Origin of the sequence: Burkholderia sp. Ac-20365 (genome assembly GCF_017104715.1) — a bacterium.
Lineage (GTDB): Bacteria > Pseudomonadota > Gammaproteobacteria > Burkholderiales > Burkholderiaceae > Paraburkholderia.
In genome coordinates this window covers 77,617-98,592 of the sequence record NZ_JAAGPI010000003.1, presented here as the reverse complement: position 1 = coordinate 98,592, position 20,976 = coordinate 77,617, and the positions used below count along the sequence as shown (strand labels likewise).

The 20,976-nt window shown below is 61.1% G+C and carries 20 protein-coding genes; 5 read left to right on the top strand and 15 right to left on the bottom strand.

Annotated elements, in window-relative coordinates; all coding sequences use genetic code 11:
* Positions 1-181 precede the first annotated feature (181 nt).
* A complete protein-coding gene (locus G3O01_RS06955; protein WP_205803810.1) occupies positions 182-1,360 on the top strand; it encodes a porin in 1,179 nt (392 codons plus the stop codon).
* Between the two features lie 30 nt (positions 1,361-1,390).
* The gene (locus G3O01_RS06950) at positions 1,391-2,035 is read left to right on the top strand and encodes a hypothetical protein (RefSeq protein WP_205803809.1); all 645 of its coding nucleotides are present in this window, start codon (positions 1,391-1,393) and stop codon (positions 2,033-2,035) included.
* 190 nt (positions 2,036-2,225) lie between these two features.
* Here G3O01_RS06950 and G3O01_RS06945 read toward each other — a convergent pair whose 3' ends face one another.
* Positions 2,226-2,564 carry a hypothetical protein gene (locus G3O01_RS06945; protein WP_205803808.1) on the bottom strand — a complete coding sequence of 113 codons (339 nt, stop codon included), beginning with the start codon at positions 2,562-2,564 and terminating at the stop codon, positions 2,226-2,228.
* A 299-nt stretch (positions 2,565-2,863) separates the two neighbouring features.
* Between G3O01_RS06945 and G3O01_RS06940 the strand changes: the two genes are divergently transcribed.
* Positions 2,864-3,811 (top strand): lyase, encoded by a 948-nt coding sequence (locus tag G3O01_RS06940; protein ID WP_241023735.1) that lies wholly within the window; start codon positions 2,864-2,866, stop codon positions 3,809-3,811.
* A 385-nt stretch (positions 3,812-4,196) separates the two neighbouring features.
* A complete protein-coding gene (locus G3O01_RS06935) occupies positions 4,197-5,396 on the top strand; it encodes an MFS transporter (protein ID WP_205803807.1) in 1,200 nt (399 codons plus the stop codon).
* A gap of 29 nt (positions 5,397-5,425) precedes the next feature.
* Here G3O01_RS06935 and G3O01_RS06930 read toward each other — a convergent pair whose 3' ends face one another.
* Together G3O01_RS06930 and G3O01_RS06925 are read right to left on the bottom strand one after the other, a co-directional pair.
* Complete coding sequence (locus tag G3O01_RS06930) at positions 5,426-6,088, bottom strand: SGNH/GDSL hydrolase family protein (RefSeq protein ID WP_205803806.1); 663 nt, start codon at positions 6,086-6,088, stop codon at positions 5,426-5,428.
* 117 nt (positions 6,089-6,205) lie between these two features.
* Entirely contained in the window at positions 6,206-7,741 is a 1,536-nt protein-coding gene (locus G3O01_RS06925) for a methyl-accepting chemotaxis protein (protein ID WP_205803805.1), read from the bottom strand.
* 913 nt (positions 7,742-8,654) lie between these two features.
* On the opposite strand from G3O01_RS06925, the gene G3O01_RS06920 reads away from it, so the two are divergent.
* The gene (locus tag G3O01_RS06920) at positions 8,655-9,617 is read left to right on the top strand and encodes a LysR family transcriptional regulator (protein WP_205803804.1); all 963 of its coding nucleotides are present in this window, start codon (positions 8,655-8,657) and stop codon (positions 9,615-9,617) included.
* Here the strand turns inward: G3O01_RS06920 and dmpG are convergent.
* The 12 genes from dmpG to G3O01_RS06860 form a co-directional block, all read right to left on the bottom strand.
* Entirely contained in the window at positions 9,612-10,646 is a 1,035-nt protein-coding gene (gene dmpG / locus G3O01_RS06915) for a 4-hydroxy-2-oxovalerate aldolase (RefSeq protein WP_205803803.1), read from the bottom strand. The genes G3O01_RS06920 and dmpG overlap by 6 nt on opposite strands.
* An 11-nt stretch (positions 10,647-10,657) precedes the next feature.
* Positions 10,658-11,617, bottom strand: coding sequence for an acetaldehyde dehydrogenase (acetylating) (locus G3O01_RS06910; RefSeq protein ID WP_205803802.1), 960 nt, complete (start codon positions 11,615-11,617; stop codon positions 10,658-10,660).
* Between the two features lie 15 nt (positions 11,618-11,632).
* Positions 11,633-12,427, bottom strand: a complete 795-nt coding sequence (mhpD, locus tag G3O01_RS06905) for a 2-keto-4-pentenoate hydratase (RefSeq protein WP_205803801.1) — start codon at positions 12,425-12,427, stop codon at positions 11,633-11,635.
* A 10-nt stretch (positions 12,428-12,437) separates the two neighbouring features.
* Positions 12,438-12,731, bottom strand: coding sequence for a YciI family protein (locus tag G3O01_RS06900; protein ID WP_205803800.1), 294 nt, complete (start codon positions 12,729-12,731; stop codon positions 12,438-12,440).
* 9 nt (positions 12,732-12,740) lie between these two features.
* Positions 12,741-14,645, bottom strand: coding sequence for a TRAP transporter large permease subunit (locus tag G3O01_RS06895; protein ID WP_205803799.1), 1,905 nt, complete (start codon positions 14,643-14,645; stop codon positions 12,741-12,743).
* Positions 14,646-14,654: 9 nt separating this feature from the next.
* Positions 14,655-15,179 (bottom strand): PPC domain-containing DNA-binding protein, encoded by a 525-nt coding sequence (locus tag G3O01_RS06890; protein WP_204117296.1) that lies wholly within the window; start codon positions 15,177-15,179, stop codon positions 14,655-14,657.
* Positions 15,180-15,269: 90 nt separating this feature from the next.
* A complete protein-coding gene (locus tag G3O01_RS06885; RefSeq protein ID WP_205803798.1) occupies positions 15,270-16,307 on the bottom strand; it encodes a TRAP transporter substrate-binding protein in 1,038 nt (345 codons plus the stop codon).
* Positions 16,308-16,413: 106 nt separating this feature from the next.
* Positions 16,414-16,755, bottom strand: coding sequence for a hypothetical protein (locus G3O01_RS06880; protein WP_205803797.1), 342 nt, complete (start codon positions 16,753-16,755; stop codon positions 16,414-16,416).
* Between the two features lie 18 nt (positions 16,756-16,773).
* On the bottom strand, positions 16,774-17,088 hold the full coding sequence (locus G3O01_RS06875; RefSeq protein ID WP_205803796.1) for a hypothetical protein: 315 nt from the start codon (positions 17,086-17,088) through the stop codon (positions 16,774-16,776).
* A 491-nt stretch (positions 17,089-17,579) separates the two neighbouring features.
* On the bottom strand, positions 17,580-18,806 hold the full coding sequence (locus G3O01_RS06870; protein WP_205803795.1) for a porin: 1,227 nt from the start codon (positions 18,804-18,806) through the stop codon (positions 17,580-17,582).
* A 102-nt stretch (positions 18,807-18,908) separates the two neighbouring features.
* Positions 18,909-20,261: an MFS transporter gene (locus G3O01_RS06865; protein WP_205803794.1), complete on the bottom strand. Its 1,353-nt coding sequence runs from the start codon at positions 20,259-20,261 to the stop codon at positions 18,909-18,911.
* Between the two features lie 70 nt (positions 20,262-20,331).
* Positions 20,332-20,874, bottom strand: a complete 543-nt coding sequence (locus G3O01_RS06860; protein ID WP_205803793.1) for a gluconokinase — start codon at positions 20,872-20,874, stop codon at positions 20,332-20,334.
* Positions 20,875-20,976: the final 102 nt, after the last annotated feature.

Sequence of the window (20,976 nt, the reverse complement as noted above, 5' to 3'; positions counted from 1 at the left end):
TTTCCGCTACGAAGCCGCGTTTTCCCTCTTGTCGGTACCAGTTGTGGTTGCATACTATGCACTAATAATATCGAGCGCGATTGTGAAGATTGCAGTCGCGGCTCGACGCTCTGCCAATATCGACGTCCGCGTTCAGGCAATCGAAGAGAATCATTTCTCCCAGTCTTAGCTGGAGCGTCAAATGAACAGGTTGCTTACAACCGGCGCGACAACGATGATCGCCTTGATGGGCGCAGCGTATGCGCAAAGCAGTGTCACGCTCTACGGCCTGATCGACGCGGGTCTTACCTATACGAACAATCAGATCATCGGGACAGGCGGCGGACACAGTAACTGGGAAATGACCAGCGGTGCAGTCCAGTACAGTCGTTGGGGTCTTCGCGGCGCTGAAGACCTGGGCGGCGGATTAAAAGCGATCTTCATTCTGGAAAGCGGCTTTAACCTGAACAACGGACAGTTCTCGTCGAACAACCGGATCTTCAATCGCCAGGCCTATGTAGGCTTGTCCAGCCGCGAATATGGTGCGCTCACGCTAGGCCGTCAAACGGACGGCATGGTCGACTTCGTCGCGCCGCTTTCGCTGACGGGAACCGAATTCGGCGGCACGCATTTCGCGCATCCTTTGGACAACGACAATCTGAACGATTCGTTTCAGATCAACAATTCCGTGAAGTATCTGAGTCCGAATTTCGGTGGCCTCAAGTTCGGTGCGTTGTACGGCTTTTCCAATCAGGCGGGAGCGTTCACGAACAATCGCGCCTATAGCTTTGGTATGTCCTATGTATGGGAATCACTAACGTTCGGTGCCGGTTATCTTCAGCTCAACAGTTCCGCGCGCACGCCTGCACAGTTGAATACGAATGGCGCGGTAACCGATACGACCGGCGCGTCCCTGCAAGGCGCGCTCTCGCCGTCCGCGGTTCCTTTAGGCGTGCTGGCCAGCAGTCAGAAGACCTTCGGCGCCGGCGTGAACTATACTTTCGGCCCCGCTGTGGCAGGCTTCGTTTACTCGCACAGCAAATTCGCCCAATTCTTTCAGAGTGGACTGAGTGGGACGTTTCAGAACTTCGAAGGCAACTTTCGCTATGCGCTGACGCCAGCGGTTGAACTTTCGGGTGCATACACCTATTCGCGCGCTGGCGGAAACGGCGGCGGTGGCATTCCCCATTGGAATCAGGTGAGCGCCATGGCCGACTACCGCTTTTCGCGACGCACCGACGCCTACCTTGAAGGCGCCTGGCAACGCGTGAGCCCAAGCGGCACATCGCCATTGGGCGTGGCATGGATCAATGGGGTACGCGCCCCTTCCGCGACGACCAATCAGGTTCAGGCGACGGCCGGTTTGAGGCACCGCTTCTGATGCAGGCAGGAAAAAGAAGGAGTGCTTTCCATGTCGAATGAACGCGAACCCCTGCTTGATCCGATAGACAGAGTGTGTGAGATCGTCTTTGGTGTGCTGATGGCACTCTCTTTTTCAGGTGCGCTCAGCGTCGCCACCGCAGGACACCAGGAAGTCCGGACCATGATGTTCACCGCGCTCGGCTGCAACCTCGCCTGGGGTCTCGTCGATGCCGTCATGTATCTGATACGCGCCGCGACTGAGCGGCGCAGGAAAGCTACGTTGCTCGCGCAACTGCGGGAAACACGAGACAAGCCCAAAACGCATCGGCTGATCACAGATGCGCTCCCGAATCTATTCGCGGCCATCGTCCAGCCCGCGACTCTTGATGCATTTCACCAGGGTCTGCTTACGTTACAGGAGCCAGGCATCCGACTTCGCGGGAAAGACTATGCCGCAGCATTCGGCGTATTCGCGCTCGTCGTACTGGCCACGTTTCCGGTCGTAGTCCCATTCATCTTCATTTCCAAGATTGTGTTGGCGTTGCGTGTCTCGAACTTACTGGCAATCGTCACGCTGTTTATCGGCGGTTATGCGCTCGGCCGCTACACGGGAGGGCGCCCCTTGCTCACGGGTGCAGTAATGGCTGGAATCGGCGTCGCATTGCTTGCCATCATTATGGCACTGGGAGGCTGAATTGTTGCTTCCATTCAGGCGGACTGCACCGAGGCAAGAACGTCATCGCGAAGAGCGCCGGTTCATTTCCGATGGGATTAGCCAGCGTCGTCAAAAGCATTCCGGATGATTCGTCGAAGGCCGATCGTTTGTTGCACGAGCACTTCCTGGATGTCGACCGTGCGGGCGTGAATGCAATCACAGAGATCCTTCACGCGATCGATAACGATAAATTCGCCGTGGTGAACCAAAATGCGGTGTCCGGATTGAGGAAGGCGAACATCAGCGATTTCCACCGAATCCAACGAAAAAGACCGTCGGCCCAGACATCTATGCTTCGTTCTGCGAGAAGGCCGCACAGGTTCGGAACGACCTGGGCCTCCACGATTTCACAGAACTGGACGCGCTGTTTAATTACGCTTACTGGCGCAAAAGCGAGGAGTTGGGCGAGGCCGAAGAATAATGTGGTCTCAAACGCGACCTCGATCTGCGCTAAAGCCCAAACGTCGAGCCTGCGATCACGGCAAAAGTCGCTTGTTGGCCGATGCACGTCTTCGCCTTGATAAGACGGCTACGGGTGCGTACGAGGTAGAACAGAATTCGTGTTGCGTCGTTGTGCCCGCCGAGTCACCTCGTATTCGCAGCCAGATGCCTGCCACACGTCTTGTCTGCGCTCATCCCGAGGATTCTTCCGGTTAGTGCCACAATATGCTGGCACCAGTGTGCAAGCCAATTCTGGTTACGGGGGTGGACGTGATTCACATCGCAAATGCAGCGGCGTCGGCGACGGTGAACAGAAACTTCGTATCCCGGTTTTTCGGGCATTTCGCGTCGGTTCTTGTTGGCGCCATGTTGGCAACAGGTTCAGTACAGGCTCAATCCCCTTCGTTCGACTCGTTTGCCGTGCCCTCCGGCAGCGCACCGCACGATGTCGCGCCAGAGCCTGGCGGCGCCGTCTGGTACACCGCGCAGGCGCAAGGCGCAGCCGGAAGGTTGGACCCGCGCAGCGGCAAGACGGCGCAGATCCCGCTCGGCAACGGATCGGCGCCGCATGGCGTGATCGTCGGTCCCGATGGCGCAGCATGGATTACCGATGGCGGGCTGAACGCGATCGTACGCGTCGATTCGAAGACGCTCGCCGTCGCGCGCTTCCCGTTGCCCAAAGACCGACAGAACGCCAATCTCAACACGGCCGTATTCGACAAACGCGGGCACCTGTGGTTTACCGGACAAGCTGGAATCTATGGTGAGCTTGATCCGGGAAGCGGCAGCATGCGCGTATTCAATGCGCCGCGCGGACCGGGCGCCTATGGAATCTGTGTCACTCCTGACGGCAGCTTGTACTTCGCTTCATTGGCTGGCAGCTACCTCGGCCGCATCGATCCGGTGAGCGGCGCAGCGCAAGTCATCGAGCCGCCAACACCGGAACAGGGAGCGCGACGGGTATGGTCCGATTCAAAAGGACGCGTCTGGATCAGCGAGTGGAACGCAGGAAAGGTGGGCGTATTCGACCCGGCGACGCATCATTGGCGCGAATGGAAACTGCCGGGCTCCGATCCTCATGTGTATGCGATATTCGTAGACGACAAAGACATCGTCTGGCTCAGCGAATGGAGCGCTAATGCGCTAGTGCGCTTCGATCCACGCACGGAACGATTCGAGATGTTTGCGCTGCCGCGCGCACACGCAAACGTACGGCAGATGATGGGCCGGCCAGGAGAAGTCTGGCTGTCCGAGTCTGGCACGGATCACTTGCTGCGCTATCGGTCCAGCGCAGCGGTTGGCGGCAGTAAGTGACGCCCCTGCTACCGCTACCGTCTCCGGGCAACGCCATGACACAAGATTCCGATCCCGGCAAGCCGAAGAGCCCTGGTAGCATGACGCCGCGGCAGAGCCACGAACAGGGCCGGAAATCCGTCCAGCGTGACCGTGAGGCACCGCCCGCGCGCAACCCGACCGCGCCTAAAAGTCGATGGCAGCGGTGGGTACGATACGTATGGGGCCGCAGCGGACGACGCTAGCTGCTGGCGTGCAGAGGCACCCAGAGAGCTGGTCGGCACGTGAGTGCTGTATCAGCGGCGAGCTATAGGCCATTGCCACGAAATTCCAGTAAATTCTGCTGACGGAATTGCCGCCGTCCGCGGAGGTAAGCCACGCTTGAATCAACCGCTAACGACACGCGATGCAAACCGACACCTCATCGTACGCAACGCTCAGACGGATCCCCGCGGGAATCTGGATACTCGGCTTTGTCAGCATGTTCATGGACATCTCGTCGGAAATGATCCATAGCCTGTTGCCCATGTTTCTTGCGGCCGGACTCGGCGCGAGTGCGACCACGATAGGCGTCATCGAAGGCATCGCAGAAGCCACCACGCCAATCGTCAAAATGTTCTCGGGCGCACTGAGCGATTACCTCGGCAATCGCAAGTGGCTGGCGGTCATCGGCTACGGAATCGGCGCGCTGAGCAAGCCATTCTTCGCCATCGCGCCGACCGCGGGCATGGTCTTCGCCGCGCGCGTGGGAGATCGGATCGGCAAAGGTATCCGTGGCGCGCCACGTGACGCACTGGTCGCCGATATCACGCCCGTCGGCCTGCGTGGCGCGGCCTATGGGCTGCGTCAGTCGCTCGATACGATCGGCGCGTTCGCCGGTCCGCTGATAGCGGTCGGATTGATGCTGCTGTGGGCCGACGATTTCCGCAAGGTCTTCTGGGTCGCGGTCGTGCCTGGCGTGATCGCCGTGATGCTGCTGGCGATCGGCATCCGCGAGCCAGCACGTCGACACGACGCGACAAGGCGCAATCCGCTCGCGTTGCACAATCTGAAGAAGCTCGGTCGTGCGTATTGGTGGGTTGCCGGAACTGGTGCGCTCTTTTCACTCGCGCGGTTCAGCGAAGCGTTTCTCGTCCTGCGCGCCATGCAATCCGGCATACCCGTCGCGCTCGTGCCGCTCGTGATGGTGGCGATGAACGTTGTGTATTTCGCATCGGCGTATCCGTTTGGAAAAATGGCCGACACAGTCAGCCATCTTCGCCTGCTTGCTGTGGGACTCGTCGTGCTGATCGCGTCGGATGTCGTGCTCGCGTATGACGCGCACTGGATCACGGTACTGATCGGCGTGGCGCTATGGGGACTGCATATGGGCATGACGCAAGGTTTGCTCGCGACGATGGTGGCCAACGCATCGCCATCGGACCTGCGCGGCACGGCTTTCGGGTTCTTCAACCTGATGAGCGGACTGGCGATGCTGATCGCGAGTGCGTTCGCCGGCGTGCTTTGGGATCGCGTGGGCGCCAGCACGACGTTTCACGCGGGTGCGATTTTCTGTGTGCTTACGTTGCTCGTGATGGAATTGCAGAAGCGTCGTACGTTGCGATGATGTCGCAACCAGTCTGCAGCAGGGCTCGACTAACTTGAGCGGAATGTGATATCAGCTCTTGCGGTCGTCCTACAGACTTCATGAAGTAAATTCAGGTCGACAGCACTCAATGCATTTTCGGCTGACCTATCTGAGACTTCCTCAATGTCGGTCAAAGAGAAAAAGTGAGTGCACGCCGCTAAATATGACCCTATCACTGACGGATGACTTCCATCGGCTTCGTACAGGTCGATTTCAGGTCGGAGTCTGCGAAACTGATCCCAGGCCAGACCGACCGGGATAACTTTGGCCCCGGTCACCTTAGCCAACCCCTGAAATGCCGTAACGAATTTTGCCTGCGACTCCGGGTCATTCTTTCGAGCCCAGGTCATGTACAAATATGGCTTCGCACCGGAGATTTGAATCTCATCGACGAATCTTCGCGCATACTCTTGCATGCTTTTCAATGCACGAAGCGGACGAGTGCTTTGGTCCTGCAACACGACCGCATTCCATTTCTGGGCAGCCAGACGCTTTTGGACTTCGCCTCGGTTCCAATGTGCCGCAAGCGAAGCTCCGCCGAACGCGAGTACATCCGCTTCCACCTGCATACCGGGAATGCTTGCCTGAAGGAGTCTGGCAAGCATCTTTGGCATATCGTTTCTCGTTGTGTAGCTGTTGCCAACAAAGAGGATTCGGAACTCGCTGCTCATAGTCGTGATGGGCTCCTCTGCTTCGTCCCACATGGTACCCCGATTGAACCACGGATCGGTTCAGGTAACGTGGATTTTCCGTTCTGCCAGCGGCGAAGGAAAACGGAGCCGTCTCTTTTAAAGCTGGAATATTCCCACCGTGGCCCGCAACTTTGCGGCTTGCTCATCGAGCGACGCAGCGGCCGCAGCGGCCTCTTCGACCAGTGCAGCGTTCTGCTGGGTCACTTCATCCATCTGCGAAACAGCGCGATTCACCTGCTCGATACCTGTGCTCTGCTCGACGGACGCGGATGCAATCTCCCCCATGATGCCGCTGACACGCCTGATGGACTGGACGATCTCGCTCATGCGTTCTCCTGCGATTGCGACCTGGCTCGTACCATCGTTCACGCGTGCCACCGATGAGCCTATGAGTTCCTTGATGTCCCTGGCCGCTGACGCGCTGCGTTGCGCCAGCGTGCGCACTTCGCCGGCGACGACGGCGAAACCGCGTCCTTCCTCGCCCGCGCGCGCGGCTTCGACGGCCGCGTTCAATGCAAGAATGTTTGTCTGGAATGCGATGCCTTCGATCACGCCGATGATCTCGCCGATCTTGCGCGATTGCTCTGCAATCTCTTGCATGGTGCCGATAACTTCATCGACCGCCTCCCCGCCGCGCCCGGTCGCATCAGACGCAAGGACGGCCAGTTCGCTTGCCTGCCTTGCGTTGTCGGCGTTCTGCTTTACGGTGGCCGTCAACTGCTCCATGCTCGCCGCAGTTTCTTCCAACGATGCCGCCTGCTCTTCGGTACGTTGCGACAAGTCAGTGTTGCCTTGCGCGATTTCGCCCGAACCGGTTGCAATCGAATCGCTCGAACGTTGAATGTCTCGCACCATATCGCTGAGTTTCAGGCGCATTTCAGCCAACGCATAGAGCAGGCTTGAACGATCCGAGGGTGCGAGCCGGATATCCGACGCGAGGTTTCCCGCGGCAATCTGCGCAGCAAACGCCGCGGCATCGGACGGTTCGCCGCCAAGTGCTCGATAAACGCCTCGCGTCATAAACCAGGCCATCGTCCCAACGGAAACCAGGATCACGAGAGAGATACCTATCAGTGTCTTCGCAAGCTTCCAGTAGGCAGCGTCGATGTCGTCGTAGAAAAATCCCGTGCCGATCCACCATCCCCAAGCCGGGATGTCGACCACTCCTTGAAGCTTCGCCTCGAGCGGACCATCCTGAGTGCGTTTGATCAGCACGTCGACGAGCGCAATATGGTTACTCGCCAGACCTTGCTTATATGCCTGGGTGTCGGTCAGATTGCCGTCCGTCGTTTTATTGCCGCCCGTCTTGGTGCCGATCAGGCGCGGGTTGGGATGGACCAGATTGATGCTGTCCGTGTCGGTCACCCAGTAATAGCTTTTGCTATCCGCGTTGAGCTGGCTTAACGCTGTTTTCGCGGCAGTTTGCGCGTCAGCGCGAGTCATCTTGCCGCTCGTCTCCAGGGACTGGTAGTACAGGGTCAGATGCTCGGCCTTCGTCAGCAGCGTGCTGATCTGCGCTTTCCGGCTGTCGATGAGCGCGCGGTCAAGTTGCGAAAGGGCAACTGCAGCGACACAGATAACGCCCACCAGCGCGGCGCTGACAAGAGTAAGGAGCTTGGTCGAGACTTTCATTTAGTCGGGGCACACCTGGCGCGGAAACAGGAAAAATTAACTATCTGGTACATATATCGGATTCTGGGAAGAAAACTTTAACTTTCCGCCGGAAGCGCCTGTGCTCGATCCCCTGCATTGCCCGCTCGACAAAATCCTATGGACCAGGGTGCCACAAGTGCTGTATGAAGAAAGCGCACATACCTCCGGGACTGTGATTTCTCTTCATGCAAGATTCCGCAACTGCGGCGCCCTTACCTTTATGCAGAGATAGGTTCCGCACAGAGAGAGCCTTTGGACGTTCTGTAGGATCTTCCAGTTGAGTACACTTTGGCGCCCCCATGTCCTCTGATCTGCATAGCGAAATTGAAGTGCCACCGTATGTGGTAATAGCCGATGCTCAGGAGGAGTGGCGACCCCGCCCACTGCAGGTCAATGTGCTCGAGGGTTATCGTGCGGGTGCAGTCATTACCAGGCTTGACGGAGGCCCGGTGTCGGGAACAGCTACAGCCTACCCGGTAGGCCTCGGGGACCTGTTCGGCACATTTCAGGCTGCGCTTTCCGATTGTGAACAGCGTGCACGGGATGCCATAAAAGAAGGGTTTCCTGGGTAGCAGTGCATTCAGGCCCGGAAAGGACGCGGCTGCAATGGCCTCGGATTGTGATCGGCCGTAACAACGCTCGTGGCGGATTTCACCGCGTTCGACCCACCCACGCGGTCATACGCACCCAGCCAATATCCTGCTTGTCTCTCAACGAAAGCGTTGACGAGCTCGCGGCCGCACACCCGCGTGTGCCGGAGGTGCTTGTCTACGTCATTGACGGCGTGGCTGTACGTCAACTTCGTTACAATCTTCCTGGCGTTAGCCCGAAGCCTATGGCGACAACAGATCGTCGAAGTTGCCAGGTTCCCTCTTCCTCACACGTACTGACGATGGACATCAAGCACCTGCAACTGTTTTCCGACATCGTCGAGGCAGGCAGCCTCAGCAAGGTCTGTGCATCGCGGGGCATCGCCCAGTCTGCCCTCAGCAAGCTCATCGCGACGCTCGAAAGCGAATTCGGCGCCAAGCTGTTCTATCGCACTGGCCGGGGTGTGATGCTGACGGAATTCGGACAATCCATCATGCCGCGAGTGAAGTCGCTGCTAGGCGAATTCGAACTTCTGAGAAGCGAAATCAGGGATCGCGCAGATGTGCCCAGCGGGCCAGTCAGGCTGGCGCTGCAGGCGTCCATCACGCAGCACATCGTTGGTCCGCTTTTCCGGCAGGTGCGCGCCGACTTTCCGAAGATCGAACTGCGATTGATGGAAGGCTTCGCGGGCAATATCGAAGACGCGCTCGCGACTGGCCGCACGGATGTGGGTGTCTTCTCGCGATATGGCGACCGTCTCCACAAGACGGACGAACCGCTCGCTACCGACGAGCTCTACCTGGTTGCCCCTGCAGGGGACCCCAACATCGCCGAGCCGAGCTGCCGCTTCGCACATGCCGCCGCTCTGCCGCTCGTGCTGCCCGGCGCGCCCGACGGGTTTCACATGATGCTGCTGGACGAGGCGAAGAAGGTGGGCGTATCCCTGAACACCCAGATCGAGGTCGATTCGCTCACGGCCATGCGCGAGGTCGTCGCCAATGGCGCCGCGTACACGATCCTCACCCGGCAAGCCGTGGAAGTCGACGTTCGACTCGGGCGGGTCGGGGTCAGCCGCATCGTCGACCCCGTACTGACACGAACATTGGTGCTGGCCACCAGCACCCAGCGGCCGCTAACGCACGCGAGCCGCACAGTCATCAACCTGATCCGGAAGTTGACGCAGAACAGTGCACCCGCCGAACCGCAGGTTACGACGACAGGGACGCCTCCCGCGAGCACGCGCCGTCGCAACACGCGGTCATGAGGTGCAGGTCTCCGCGCTCGCGCGTCTGTGCAAGAGGTCAAGCGCAACATCGACGATCATGTCCTCCTGACCGCCCACCATGCGACGTTTGCCGAGTTCTACCAGGATGTCGACAGATTTGATTCCGTACTTCGCTGCGGCCGCCTCGGCATGCCGGAGAAAACTGGAATACACGCCAGCGTAGCCCAGTGCCAGCGTTTCGCGGTCGACGCGCACGGGCCGGTCTTGCAGCGGCCGGACAATGTCGTCGGCGGCATCCATCAGCCCGAACAGGTCGCAGCCGTGGTCCCAGCCCAATCGGTCGGCGGCGGCAATGAAGACTTCCAGTGGCGCGTTACCCGCGCCCGCACCCATTCCGGCCAGGCTCGCATCGACCCGGTCGCAACCTTCCTCCACGGCAACGATCGAGTTCGCGACGCCGAGCGACAGATTGTGATGCGCATGAATGCCCACTTCCGTGTTGGCGTCGAGCACGTCCTTCAACGCGCGAACCCGATGACGGACATCCTCCATGCCGAGCGCGCCGCCGGAATCGACCACGTAGACACAGGTCGCCCCATAGCGCTCCATCAGTCTGGCCTGCTCGGCCAGCTTCGCCGGCGCAGTCATGTGACTCATCATCAGGAAGCCTACCGTGTCCATGCCGAGGGCACGCGCGGTCTCGATGTGCTGCTTCGCGACATCCGCCTCCGTGCAGTGCGTCGCCACCCGGACTACACGCGCGCCCGCGGCGTAAGCTTCCTTCAGGTCGTGGACGGTGCCGATGCCCGGCAGCAGAAGTGTGGCGATCTTCGCCTGCTTCACGACGCCGGCAACGGCCTCGATCCATTCGAGATCAGTGTGCGCGCCAAAACCGTAGTTGAAGCTCGACCCCTGCAAACCGTCGCCATGCGCGACTTCGATTGAGTGGACGCCAGCCTCGTCCAGCGCCCTGGCGATCGTCCTGACCTGCTCCACGCTGTACTGATGACGGATGGCGTGACTGCCATCGCGCAGCGTGACGTCGGACACGTAAATCTTCTTGCTCATGTTCGGCTCCTTCAAATGGCAGTCACAGATCGTTCAACGATGCTCGCGGCAATCCGGCCCGCGATCTGCTCGGCTGTCGACAACGCCGCGCTGGTCATGATGTCCAGATTGCCGGCGTAAGCCGGCAGGTAATGCGCGGCCCCTTCGACTTCCAGCAGCACTGTGGTCTTGAGACCGTCCATCCGGCCGATGCCGGGCACGTTCAGGTTATGCACGCGGTCGAACTGGACCTCCTGTTTGAGCCGGTAGCCGGGCACGTAGCGCTGCACGGCCGACGCCATCTCCTCGATGGACGCTGCCACCCGCGCCTCATCCGTCTGTTCGCTCAGGCAATAGACCGTGTCGCGCATCATCAGCGGCGGTTCGGCCGGATTGAGCACGATGATCGCCTTGCCGCGCCTCGCGCCGCCCACCGTCTGGATCGCCCGGGAGGTGGTCTCAGTGAATTCGTCGATGTTCGCCCGGGTGCCCGGTCCCGCCGAGCGGCTGGAGATACTGGCAACGATCTCCGCGTAATGGACGTTGGCCACCCGTGACACGGCGGCCACGATGGGAATGGTGGCCTGTCCGCCGCAAGTAACCATGTTGACGTTCGGCGCATCGAGGCAACTGTCGCCATTGACGACGGGCACGCAATAAGGTCCGATCGCTGCCGGCGTCAGGTCCACCATCCGTATGCCGGGCTTGCGTTCGCGCAAAAAGCGGTCATTGGCGATGTGGGCGGCGGCGCTGGTGGCGTCGAAGACAAGTTCGATGTCGGAGAACGCAGGCAGGCGAGCCAGTCCCTCCACTCCTTCATGCGTGGTCGCCACGCCGAGTCGAGCCGCGCGCGCCAGCCCTTCCGATTGCGGATCGATGCCGACCATGGCCGCCAGCTCCACGTTGCGTCCATGTCGCAGGATCTTGATCATCAGGTCCGTGCCGATGTTGCCGCTGCCGATAATGGCAGCCTTGACCTTTCTCGTTGACATGCAGTGCTCTCCCGTTCAGTTGGCGGAAAAGGCCGTCCGGACGACGCCCAGGCCCGCGATGGTAGTTTCGATGAGATCGCCCGGTTCGACGGTGACCATGGGCCCAAGCGCGCCCGTCATGATGACGTCGCCCGCCTGCAGCGGCCGGCCGACTTCCGCCATCTTGCGGGCCAGCCAGAGCGCGGCATTCAGCGGATGGCCGAGGCAGGCAGCGCCCACGCCTAGCGAGACGACCTTGCCCTTGCGTTCCATCAGCATTCCGCACATGCGCAGGTCCACCTCCGACAACTTGCGTGGCTGGGTGCCGAGCGCATACAGACCGGACGACGCGTTGTCGGCGACCGTATCCAGCAAGCGGATGTCCCAGTCCCGGATCCGGCTGCCGACAATTTCGACGGCGGGCAGAACGTAAGCCGTGGCCGAGATCAGTTGCGACAGCGTTACCTCCTCGCCGTCCAGATCGCGCTCCAGCACGACAGCGACTTCGGCCTCGACCTTCGGCTGCAACACGCGGCCCGGCGCCACTTCTTCGTCGGGGGCGAGTTCCATGTCGGCGAAGAGCATGCCGAAGTCGGGTGCGTCGACGCCGAGTTGCTGCTGCACGGACTTCGAGGTCAGGCCGATCTTGCGGCCCGTCAGACGGCGTCCGCTTTCGAGTGCGTGGCGTGTGTTGATATCCTGGACGGCGTAGGCGCCTGCGATACCCATCCCGGCGAGTTCGTCCCGCATCGGCGGGATTGGCTTTCGCTCCCGGGCGGCATCGCGAAGCGATGTCGCCAACCGGTGCAGCACGGTGCTATCCATCGTCATGATCGGCTCCTCAAAGCGGCGGGTTCAGGTTGTCGGCGCATGCGAAGACGAGCTTCCATGGTTTCATCACGATCCCGCGGAACAGCGACGCCTGCGCGAACGGGTCGTCGGCGGCGAGCCTGGCCGCTTCGCTCTCGTTGGCGACCTCGTAGACGAACAGCCCGCCGCTGCCGTCGGCGAACGGGCCGGCGACGACCAACCGTCCCTGTTGCAACAGATCCTGCAGGTACGCGCGATGCGCGGGCCTGAACTGGGCGAGCCGCTCAGGCTCGTTGGCGTATTCGATAAAGGCTGCGAATTTCATGTCAGTGGCTCAGTGAGAAAGGAATCCGGTGGAAATCCAGGGCACGGCGGCGACCACCAGCGTCCCGACGATCAGGGAAACCAGATAGCGCCAGATGTGGCGCGCGCCGTCGCCCGGCTTGGTGCGGCTGATCGCGCAAGCGGCGTAGTAGCCGACTCCAAACGGTGGCGCAAACAGGCCGATGCCCATGGCTAGAACCACGACCATCGAGTAATGCACCTCGTGAATACCGAGTTGCCGCGCAATCGGGAACAACAGCGGACCAAACAGGACAATGGCTGGAATCCCCTCAAGCACACTGCCGAGCAGGACGAACGCCACGATGGAAACCGCGATGAACGCAGCAGCGCCGCCCGGTAGCTTCGCCATCGCGGCGGCAAGGTCGCTCGCAAAGCCTGACTGCGTGAGCGACCAGGCCATGCCGGTAGCAGTCCCAATGATCAACAGGATCGCGCCGGACAGCGCCGCGGTATCGACGAGCGCCGGCCAGATCCGCCGGACGTCGAACTTCCGGTACACAAGCAGCCCAACGACGATCGCGTAGACGATGCCGAGGGTCGACACCTCCGTCGCCGTCGCCACGCCCTCCACCACTGCCGCGCGAATGACGAACGGAAGTGCCAGAGCGGGGAACGCCACCAGCAGACTCTTGCCGACCGCTCGCCAGCTTGCACGCGGACTGCATGCGGCGCCCGCCTTGCGCGAGCGCCACCACACCACCCCTGCGAGCATCACGGCCAGCACGACGCCCGGCAGCAGGCCGGCGGTGAAAAGGTCGGCAATGGAGATGCTGGTGACGGAACCGATGGTGATCAACACGAGGCTCGGCGGCACGGTCTCGGTCTGCGCGCCGGTGGCCGCGAGGAGCGCAAGCATCTCGCCGTCGTCCGCGCCGCGCTTCTTCATCTCCGGAAACAGCGCCGGCGCGACGGCTGCCATGTCCGCCGCCTTCGCACCCGAGATGCCCGACACGAGATACATGGCGCCGATCAGCACGTAGGACAGGCCGCCCCGCACATGTCCCAGCAGATTGGCCAGAAACTGCACCATGGCCCGCGCCATCGAAGTCATCTCGATCAGCATGCCGAGGAAGACGAACAACGGCACCGCCAGCAGGATCAGATGCGACATCCCTTCGTCCATCCGGCCGACCACGACGATGGTCGGCGTCGACGTGGTGAGCGACAGATAGCCGATCGTTGCCAGTCCGAACGAAAACGCGATGGGCACGCCGGAAAACACCAGCATTCCCACCATGCCCACGAAGAACAGCAGCAGATTCGCATTGCCCAACGCCTGCAAGATCGGCTGCAGCTGGACCAGCCCGGCGATCACAGCGCCGCACACGACGAGTGCCGCGAGCACCGTGCGCGGTCTGGCCGTCGTCAGCAGCCGCACCACGCTCATCAGCAGGATCAGCACGATCCCGACGGGCAGCGCCGCGGCACGCCATGCGTTGGAGATGTCCAGCCCCGGCATGGTGACCAACGTCTCTTCGCTGGCGAATTCGTACGCGGGCGCCGCAACCAGCGCCAGCCACATCAGCGCGGCGACGGTCGCCACGAGTTCGAACACGCTGCGCCATTCCGGCCCCGCCTTGTCGACCAGCGCCGTCATGCGCATATGGCTGCCGCGCCGGAACGCGACCGCCGAGCCGAGCATGATCAGCCAGATGAACAGCAGCGACGCCAGTTCGTCGACCCACACCAGCGGTGTGTGCAGCACGTACCGGCTCACGACACCGCTGAACAGCACGCCGACCTCGGCGACCACGAGCAAGGCGGACGGCACCTCCGTCGCGACGCCCAGCAACTTGTCCGCGACTCGCAGCGCGCGAGCCGGCGAGCCGCCTCCCGCTTCATCCACGTCGCACCCGATGCCGTGCGGGTCCGCTTCGACGATATGGTTGGACATGATGCCCCCTCACTTTTGCGGCAATCCAAGCACGTTGGCCTGAATCTCAGGATCGGTGAAGCGTTCGAGACGCTCCGGGTACACGGTGACGGTTATCTCGCATGAGCCTGTCCCGACCGTCAGGCCGAGCAGATGCCCGCCCGCCGCCTCGAAGTTGCCGCCCGTCACCGTGCCATGCGCATGGATGGACGGCTTGCCTTCCTTCCACGCGATGGAGCCGGTCATGTTCGCCATCTCGACGTTGTGGTACGTCTTCGGATCGAACTGCTTGCGGCTGAAGTCGTAGAACCCGAAGGTCGCCTCCGACATGAAGCCAATGCCGACGAAACTCCCGGCGGGAATGTTCTGGTCACGCGCCAGTTGCTCGAGGCTCTGCAGCACGTTGTCGCCATGCCGGAGCACCATCAGGTAGCCGGTGGGGGTTTTCATGAACTTCCCTTTGAGTTCGGGCGTCTGCGCACCGCCGCTCGTCGCCATGCAGGAAAGGGTGAGGCCAAGTGTCAGGACAGAAATCGCGCGCTTCACAAAATTCATGATGTCTCCTGGAATTCGAGTGCGAGCGCCACCGTGGCAGTGGCGAATTGCCACCGGCCATCGGTACGCCGGATGGGAAATCGGGGAGGACTACGCGAGCCTGCCTGCGTACTTCTCCAGCAAGGCCCAGCTCGCGGCCGGGAACTTCTGCTGCCAGCCCGTGTAGAAGCCGACCTTGCTCAGGTAACTGCGGAAGGACTGGATATCGGGCTGGTTGAACGCCATCCCGCGTCCTTTCAGTTCGTCTCGCAGGCGCGTGTTCAGCGCTTCCACTGCCTGGCGCTGCTTCACGGCATAGGCATCGAACGTCGTGACGGCGAGTTGCCGCAGATCCTCGGGCAGCACGTTCCACGTGCGCAGGTTGGCCACGAGCCAGAACCCATCCCACACATGCGACGTGAGCGAGCAATACTTCTGCACCTCGTACAGTTTCTGCGTTTGCAGGATGGTCAGCGGGTTTTCCTGCCCATCGACGACTTTCGTCTGCAGCGCCGTGTATGTCTCCGCCATGTTGATACCGGCGGGCGCAGCGCCGAAGGCCTTGAACATCGTGGTGAGCGCGGGACTCAGCGGCACCCGGATCTTGAAGCCGTTGAGGTCTTGCGGCGTGGCGATCTGCCGGCTGCTGCTGGTGACCTGGCGGAAGCCGTGGTCCCATATTTTTGGCATCGGCATCAGGTTGACTTTCGCGAACTCGCTGCGGATATGCGCGCCCAGTTCACCGTCCATGGCACTCCACACCTGGTCGTAGCCTGAAAACGCAAAGCCAATCCCGCTGATAGACGCCGCCGGTACCAGCGTGCCCCAGATGAGGCCCGCCGTGCTGACGAAGTCGATGGCACCGGCGCGAACCTGCGAGATCATGTCGGTGTCGTTGCCCAACTGGCTGCTGGGGAACACACGTATGTTCAGCCGTCCATTCGAAGCGCGGGCGATCTCGGCCGCTGCGGCGGTGAGGTTGACGGTGGTCGGATGGGTCGCATCGAGTGCGATGCCGAGCTTGTAGTTATAGACCTGCCCGGCTGCGCGCGCCGGCATACCGGGCATCAGGCCGGACGCGACGGAGGCCGCCGCCATGGCACAACCGTGCTTGAGCGCCAGACGGCGCCCGCTGTTGAATCCGCTCATCACTTGTCTCCTTCGACCAGAATCGGCGCTTCAGCGCCTGACTCCGGTCCCATGCAACGTCGTTGCTGGTCTGTTTTATAGTGTCTGGCGATACGATGGCGATAGCCTATGCGGCCCGCGCCGGCCGGGCTTCCCGGCCGCTGAGATACTTCGAGAAACTGCGCGCGCCGTCCCAGTCCTGGATCAGCGTCAACCGGCGCTTCAGGAACAGCCCGTCGGCCACGCGTTCCGCAAACGCCTCGAAAGTGTCAGTGGGATCGTCGATCTCGAAGACGAAGTAGACCTTGGCTTCCTCGTTCGACAACCACGGTCCGGCGAGAAGCTTCAGATCACCCGGCAAGTTGTGCGGGCGCACGCCTTCGCGCAGGTTCCCGAGGAAGTTCACGACGCCTTGCATGGTCTTCGGAGACATGTCGCGCAACCAGACTTCATTGAAAAATTTCGGCATCTTTGTTCTCCTGTACGTTCAGAGCGACACGCGATCGGTGTACGCCCGCATCTGATCCCAGCCCGACAGCAGCGTGAGCTTGCGGCGTGCGAACAGCCCGCTGACAACGCGCTCGGCGTAGGCGTCGAACATGGTGGAAGGGTCGTCGATTTCGAAGATGAACATCACCTTTGCTTCCTCCGCGGAAAGCCACGGGCCGGCAATCATTCGTAAATCAGGCGGCAGATTGCCGGGCTTGGTGCCGACGCTCAGGTTGCCGAAGAAGGTAATTGCCTCTTCGATCACGTCTGGTTTGATATCGCCAAGCCAGACTTCGTTGAGAAACAGGGGCATTGATGTCTCCAGGTCGATGTTCGGGCCGCTAAGAGGTGCAGCGCGATGACCCAAGGATATGAAATGGCCGCCCCGCGTCATATCCTCAAAGTGAGATATCAGACTTTCCGTTGGCAGCTATGGGGGATCTGCGATCAGAAGTACTGGGACGCATTAAACAGATGGTCGAATCTATAGCGGCCGAAATGCAGTTTTCGGCTTTGGCTTATCTCGGAGCGGACCGGCCCTCAGGATGACGGCTTCGCGAAGCGAGCAAATGACCTGAACTGGCCGATGGTCGCCTCCGAGGAAAAAACGCAGGCTCCAGTCCCCGAGAGCAACTCGCTCATCCGAAGCGAACGTTCTCATAGGGGGCGCCCGCGAGGCTTCGTGTCGTCTTGATCGTTTCAAATCAAGGCCGCTCCGGCCACGCCGGGATCAAATCCAATACTGCAGAAAAAAAGCGCCGCTAACTGCGGCGCCTTGTTATCCGTCGAATACTACGGGTGGCGTTAGAACCGATGCACGATCCCCACACCGACACCAACCATGCTGCGCGATGACGAAGGTGTCGAGTTAAAACCGTCGCCCAGTGTCGCCGTCGCGTTGATGATGTTGCCGGCACCGTTATTGCCCAGCGTCTGGCCATTCGCGCGCTGATATGCCTGCAACGCGTACAAGCCCGTGCGCTTGGACAGCGAGTAGTACTCGGACAGGTTGACCTGCTGGTACTGCGCGCTGCTCGTGATGCCATTGGCCGTCGTCGCCCGCGTGTAGCTGTAGCCCGTCGCGAAGTCCCACGTGGCCGTCGGCTTCCAGTGCAGCACGAGGCCGCCCGTGTTCCAGATCTGCAGGTTGCGGAACGACGAGCCTGCGCCCGGGATGTACTGCACATTCGTATAAGTCGCCGTGATATCGAACTGGCTATTGAACGTATAGCCCGCGCCGACTGCAAAGCGCTGCTGCGCCTGCGCCGTGCGATAACCGTTCGTCACCGCCGACACGCCCGTCTGCGCCCCTGCATTGGACGTGGTCGAGTCAGCACCGAACGTCCCACCACCTGCCGTGGAATTGTTGATGCGCGAGAAGCCGACCGCGACGCCGATCGGGCCCTGCTGATATTGAACCGCTGTGCTCCAGGTCGAACCCTGGTTCACGCTGCCCGGCACGCCCGCAAACGAATACGAGCCGCTGAACTTGAAGCCATAGAGCGACGGCGACATATACAGAAGCGTGTTGTTCGCCCGATAGATCGTGTCGAGGCCATCTACATCGCCAGGATGCGCGCCGTAGAAGCCGGTGAGCCACGTGGTCGGGCTGTACGGTGATAGCAACTGGTAGTACGACGCATACTGACGGCCTGCCGTCAGCGAACCGTACGTGGCGTTCGACACGCCGACGAACGCCTGGCGGCTGAACATCAGATTGTTCGTCGACATCGCGCCGCTGTTGGCACTAAAGCCCTCTTCCAGCGTGAAAATCGCCTTCGTGCCACCGCCCAGATCTTCGGCGCCCTTCAGACCGAAGCGGCTGCCCGCCCACACGCCCGTGATCATCTTGAACGCCGAGTGACCACCCGACGTCGACCCCAGCGACGTCGAGCTCGACTGATAACCGATACCGTTATCGACGATGCCGTACAGCGTCACGCTGTTCTGCGCAAACACGGGCGCATGAGCAGCCGCAACCGAAGCGACAGCGGCGAGACCGATCAGGCGTCGTTGACGGTTCTTTTTCATTGTGATGTTCTCCAGATGCCTCTTTGAGGCTGTTATTGATTCGATATTCTGATTTTTGCTTTTTGACGCGCGAGCCGCACGTCTCGCCCTGCCTCACGCCAATCAGCCTGCAGGCGTCGTCGTTTTCGATGTGGCGCGACTAGCATCTGCGTCGCGATCGGTCGGCTCGGGAATCGCCTCGATGCGCCCCATCACGAACACGAACGACACGATGCCGACGGCCAGGATGACGCCTGCAACCAGGAACGCGTTGGTGAACGAATTCGTCGCACCGACGATGAAGCCCGTCACGATCGGCGCTGCCACACCCATCAGGTTGTTGGCGAAGTTCATGATGCCGCCGACGGTGCCCACGCCGCCCTTCGGTGCAATCAGAGACGGCAACGACCAGCCCACAGGCGCTGCCGCCGCGAGACCGCCAAGCGCAATGGAGATCCAGAAGATCGCCCAGCCGGGATTGACCGTCTGCGTTGCGCCAAATACCGCGAGACCGAACAGCATGCCCGTCACGAGCACGGCTTTGCGCACACGCGTTTCGTCCTTGCCGCGCGCAATCAGGTGATCGATCAGCCAGCCGCCGACGACGAGATCGGTCACGGTGGCCACGGCCCACGGAATCGCAGCAAACCCTGCTGACTTCAGGATGCTCATGTGCATCGTCTGAACGAGATAACCGGGTAGCCAGGTCAGAAACAGATAGAAGGAGTAGCCGTATGCGGCAAAGCCGATCGTCAACCCCCACACCTTGGTCTTGGTCAGAAGATAACCGAGCATGCCGAACACGCTCGCGCTCGATGTGCCTTCCGGCGTGGCGCCTCCCTTCTGGATGTAGTCGAGTTCAGCAGACGAGAGCTTGCTGTCCTTGCTCGGGTCGCGATAGATGAGCAGAAACGCGATGAAGTACGCAAAGCTCAGTAGCGCTGTCACGCCGAATCCCCAGCGCCAGCCTGCGTTCACCACGACGACCGCGACCAGAGGTACGCCGATCACATTGGAGAACTTGGCCGCGGCATCGAAGATGGCAGTTGCCAGCGCGCGCTCCTTGCGCGGGAACCAGTAGCCCGTCGCTTTCGAGCTGACGGGAAAGCCGGGCGCTTCCGCAATGCCGAGCACCGCGCGCGCGGCGAACACGCCGCCAAAGCCGCTGGCGAACACCGTGATGGCGGACGCCAGGCCCCACAGAAATGCGCCCCACCGGCCGACGCGCGTCACGCCGTAGCGGTCAAGGAAGAGACCCGCAGGCACCTGCAGCAACGCGTACGGCCAGAAGAACGCGCTGAACAGCAGGCCCATATCGGCGGGTGACAGGTTGAACGCCTCCTTCATCTGCGGCGCCGCGACCGACAGGTTGATCCGGTCGAAGTAGTTGATGAGCACGCCGATGCCCAACAGCAGGCCGATTGCCCAACGCCGGTTGGGAATGCGTTGCACTGAAACTTCTGATGTGTTTGCCAACTTGGTCTCCTTAAGAAATATCCTTATCGCCAGTCGTATGGCTGGCTGCATTTGTCGAGACAGCGCTGTCTCAAGCGGGCTGCAAAAATTTCGAATAAATCTGCGCGCTCCCGCACCACGCCGCCGCCTCTCCGACGATGCAGGCGAGCGATCGGGTGCCGTCGACGGTCAGCGTCAACGGCTCGGAATCCGGCCGCTCCAGCGTGGCGAACTGGCTTTCGACGAGCGATGCCGGCATGAAATGGCTCTCGCGCTGCGCCACGCGGCGCAGTGCTTCCGGCTGCGGCAAATCGAGAAAAACGAACCCCAGTGACGAAGTCGCGGCGCGCAGACGGTCGCGATAGCGCTGTCTGAGAGCCGAACAGGCCAGCACCGCGCGCTCCCCGCGACTGGCCACCCGTTCGATTTCCTCCGAAAGCCGGTCGAGCCAGCCCGCCCGATCCTCGTCAGTCAGCGGGATGCCGCGCTGCATCTTGTCGACATTCGCTGATGGGTGAAAGGCATCGCCTTCGATCAGCACGCCGCCGATCCCTGCGGCCAGCGCCTGAGCGACGCTGCTCTTGCCGCAGCCCGCGACACCCATGACCACCAGCGATGAAATGTGCTCGATCATCTGCACCTCCTCCGGTCGAGACAGCGCTGTCTCGAAAAATCAAAAAATTAAGGCTGCGTCGCGGGTGCCCGTATCGCACCCTTTTTCGGGTGCCACTGATCG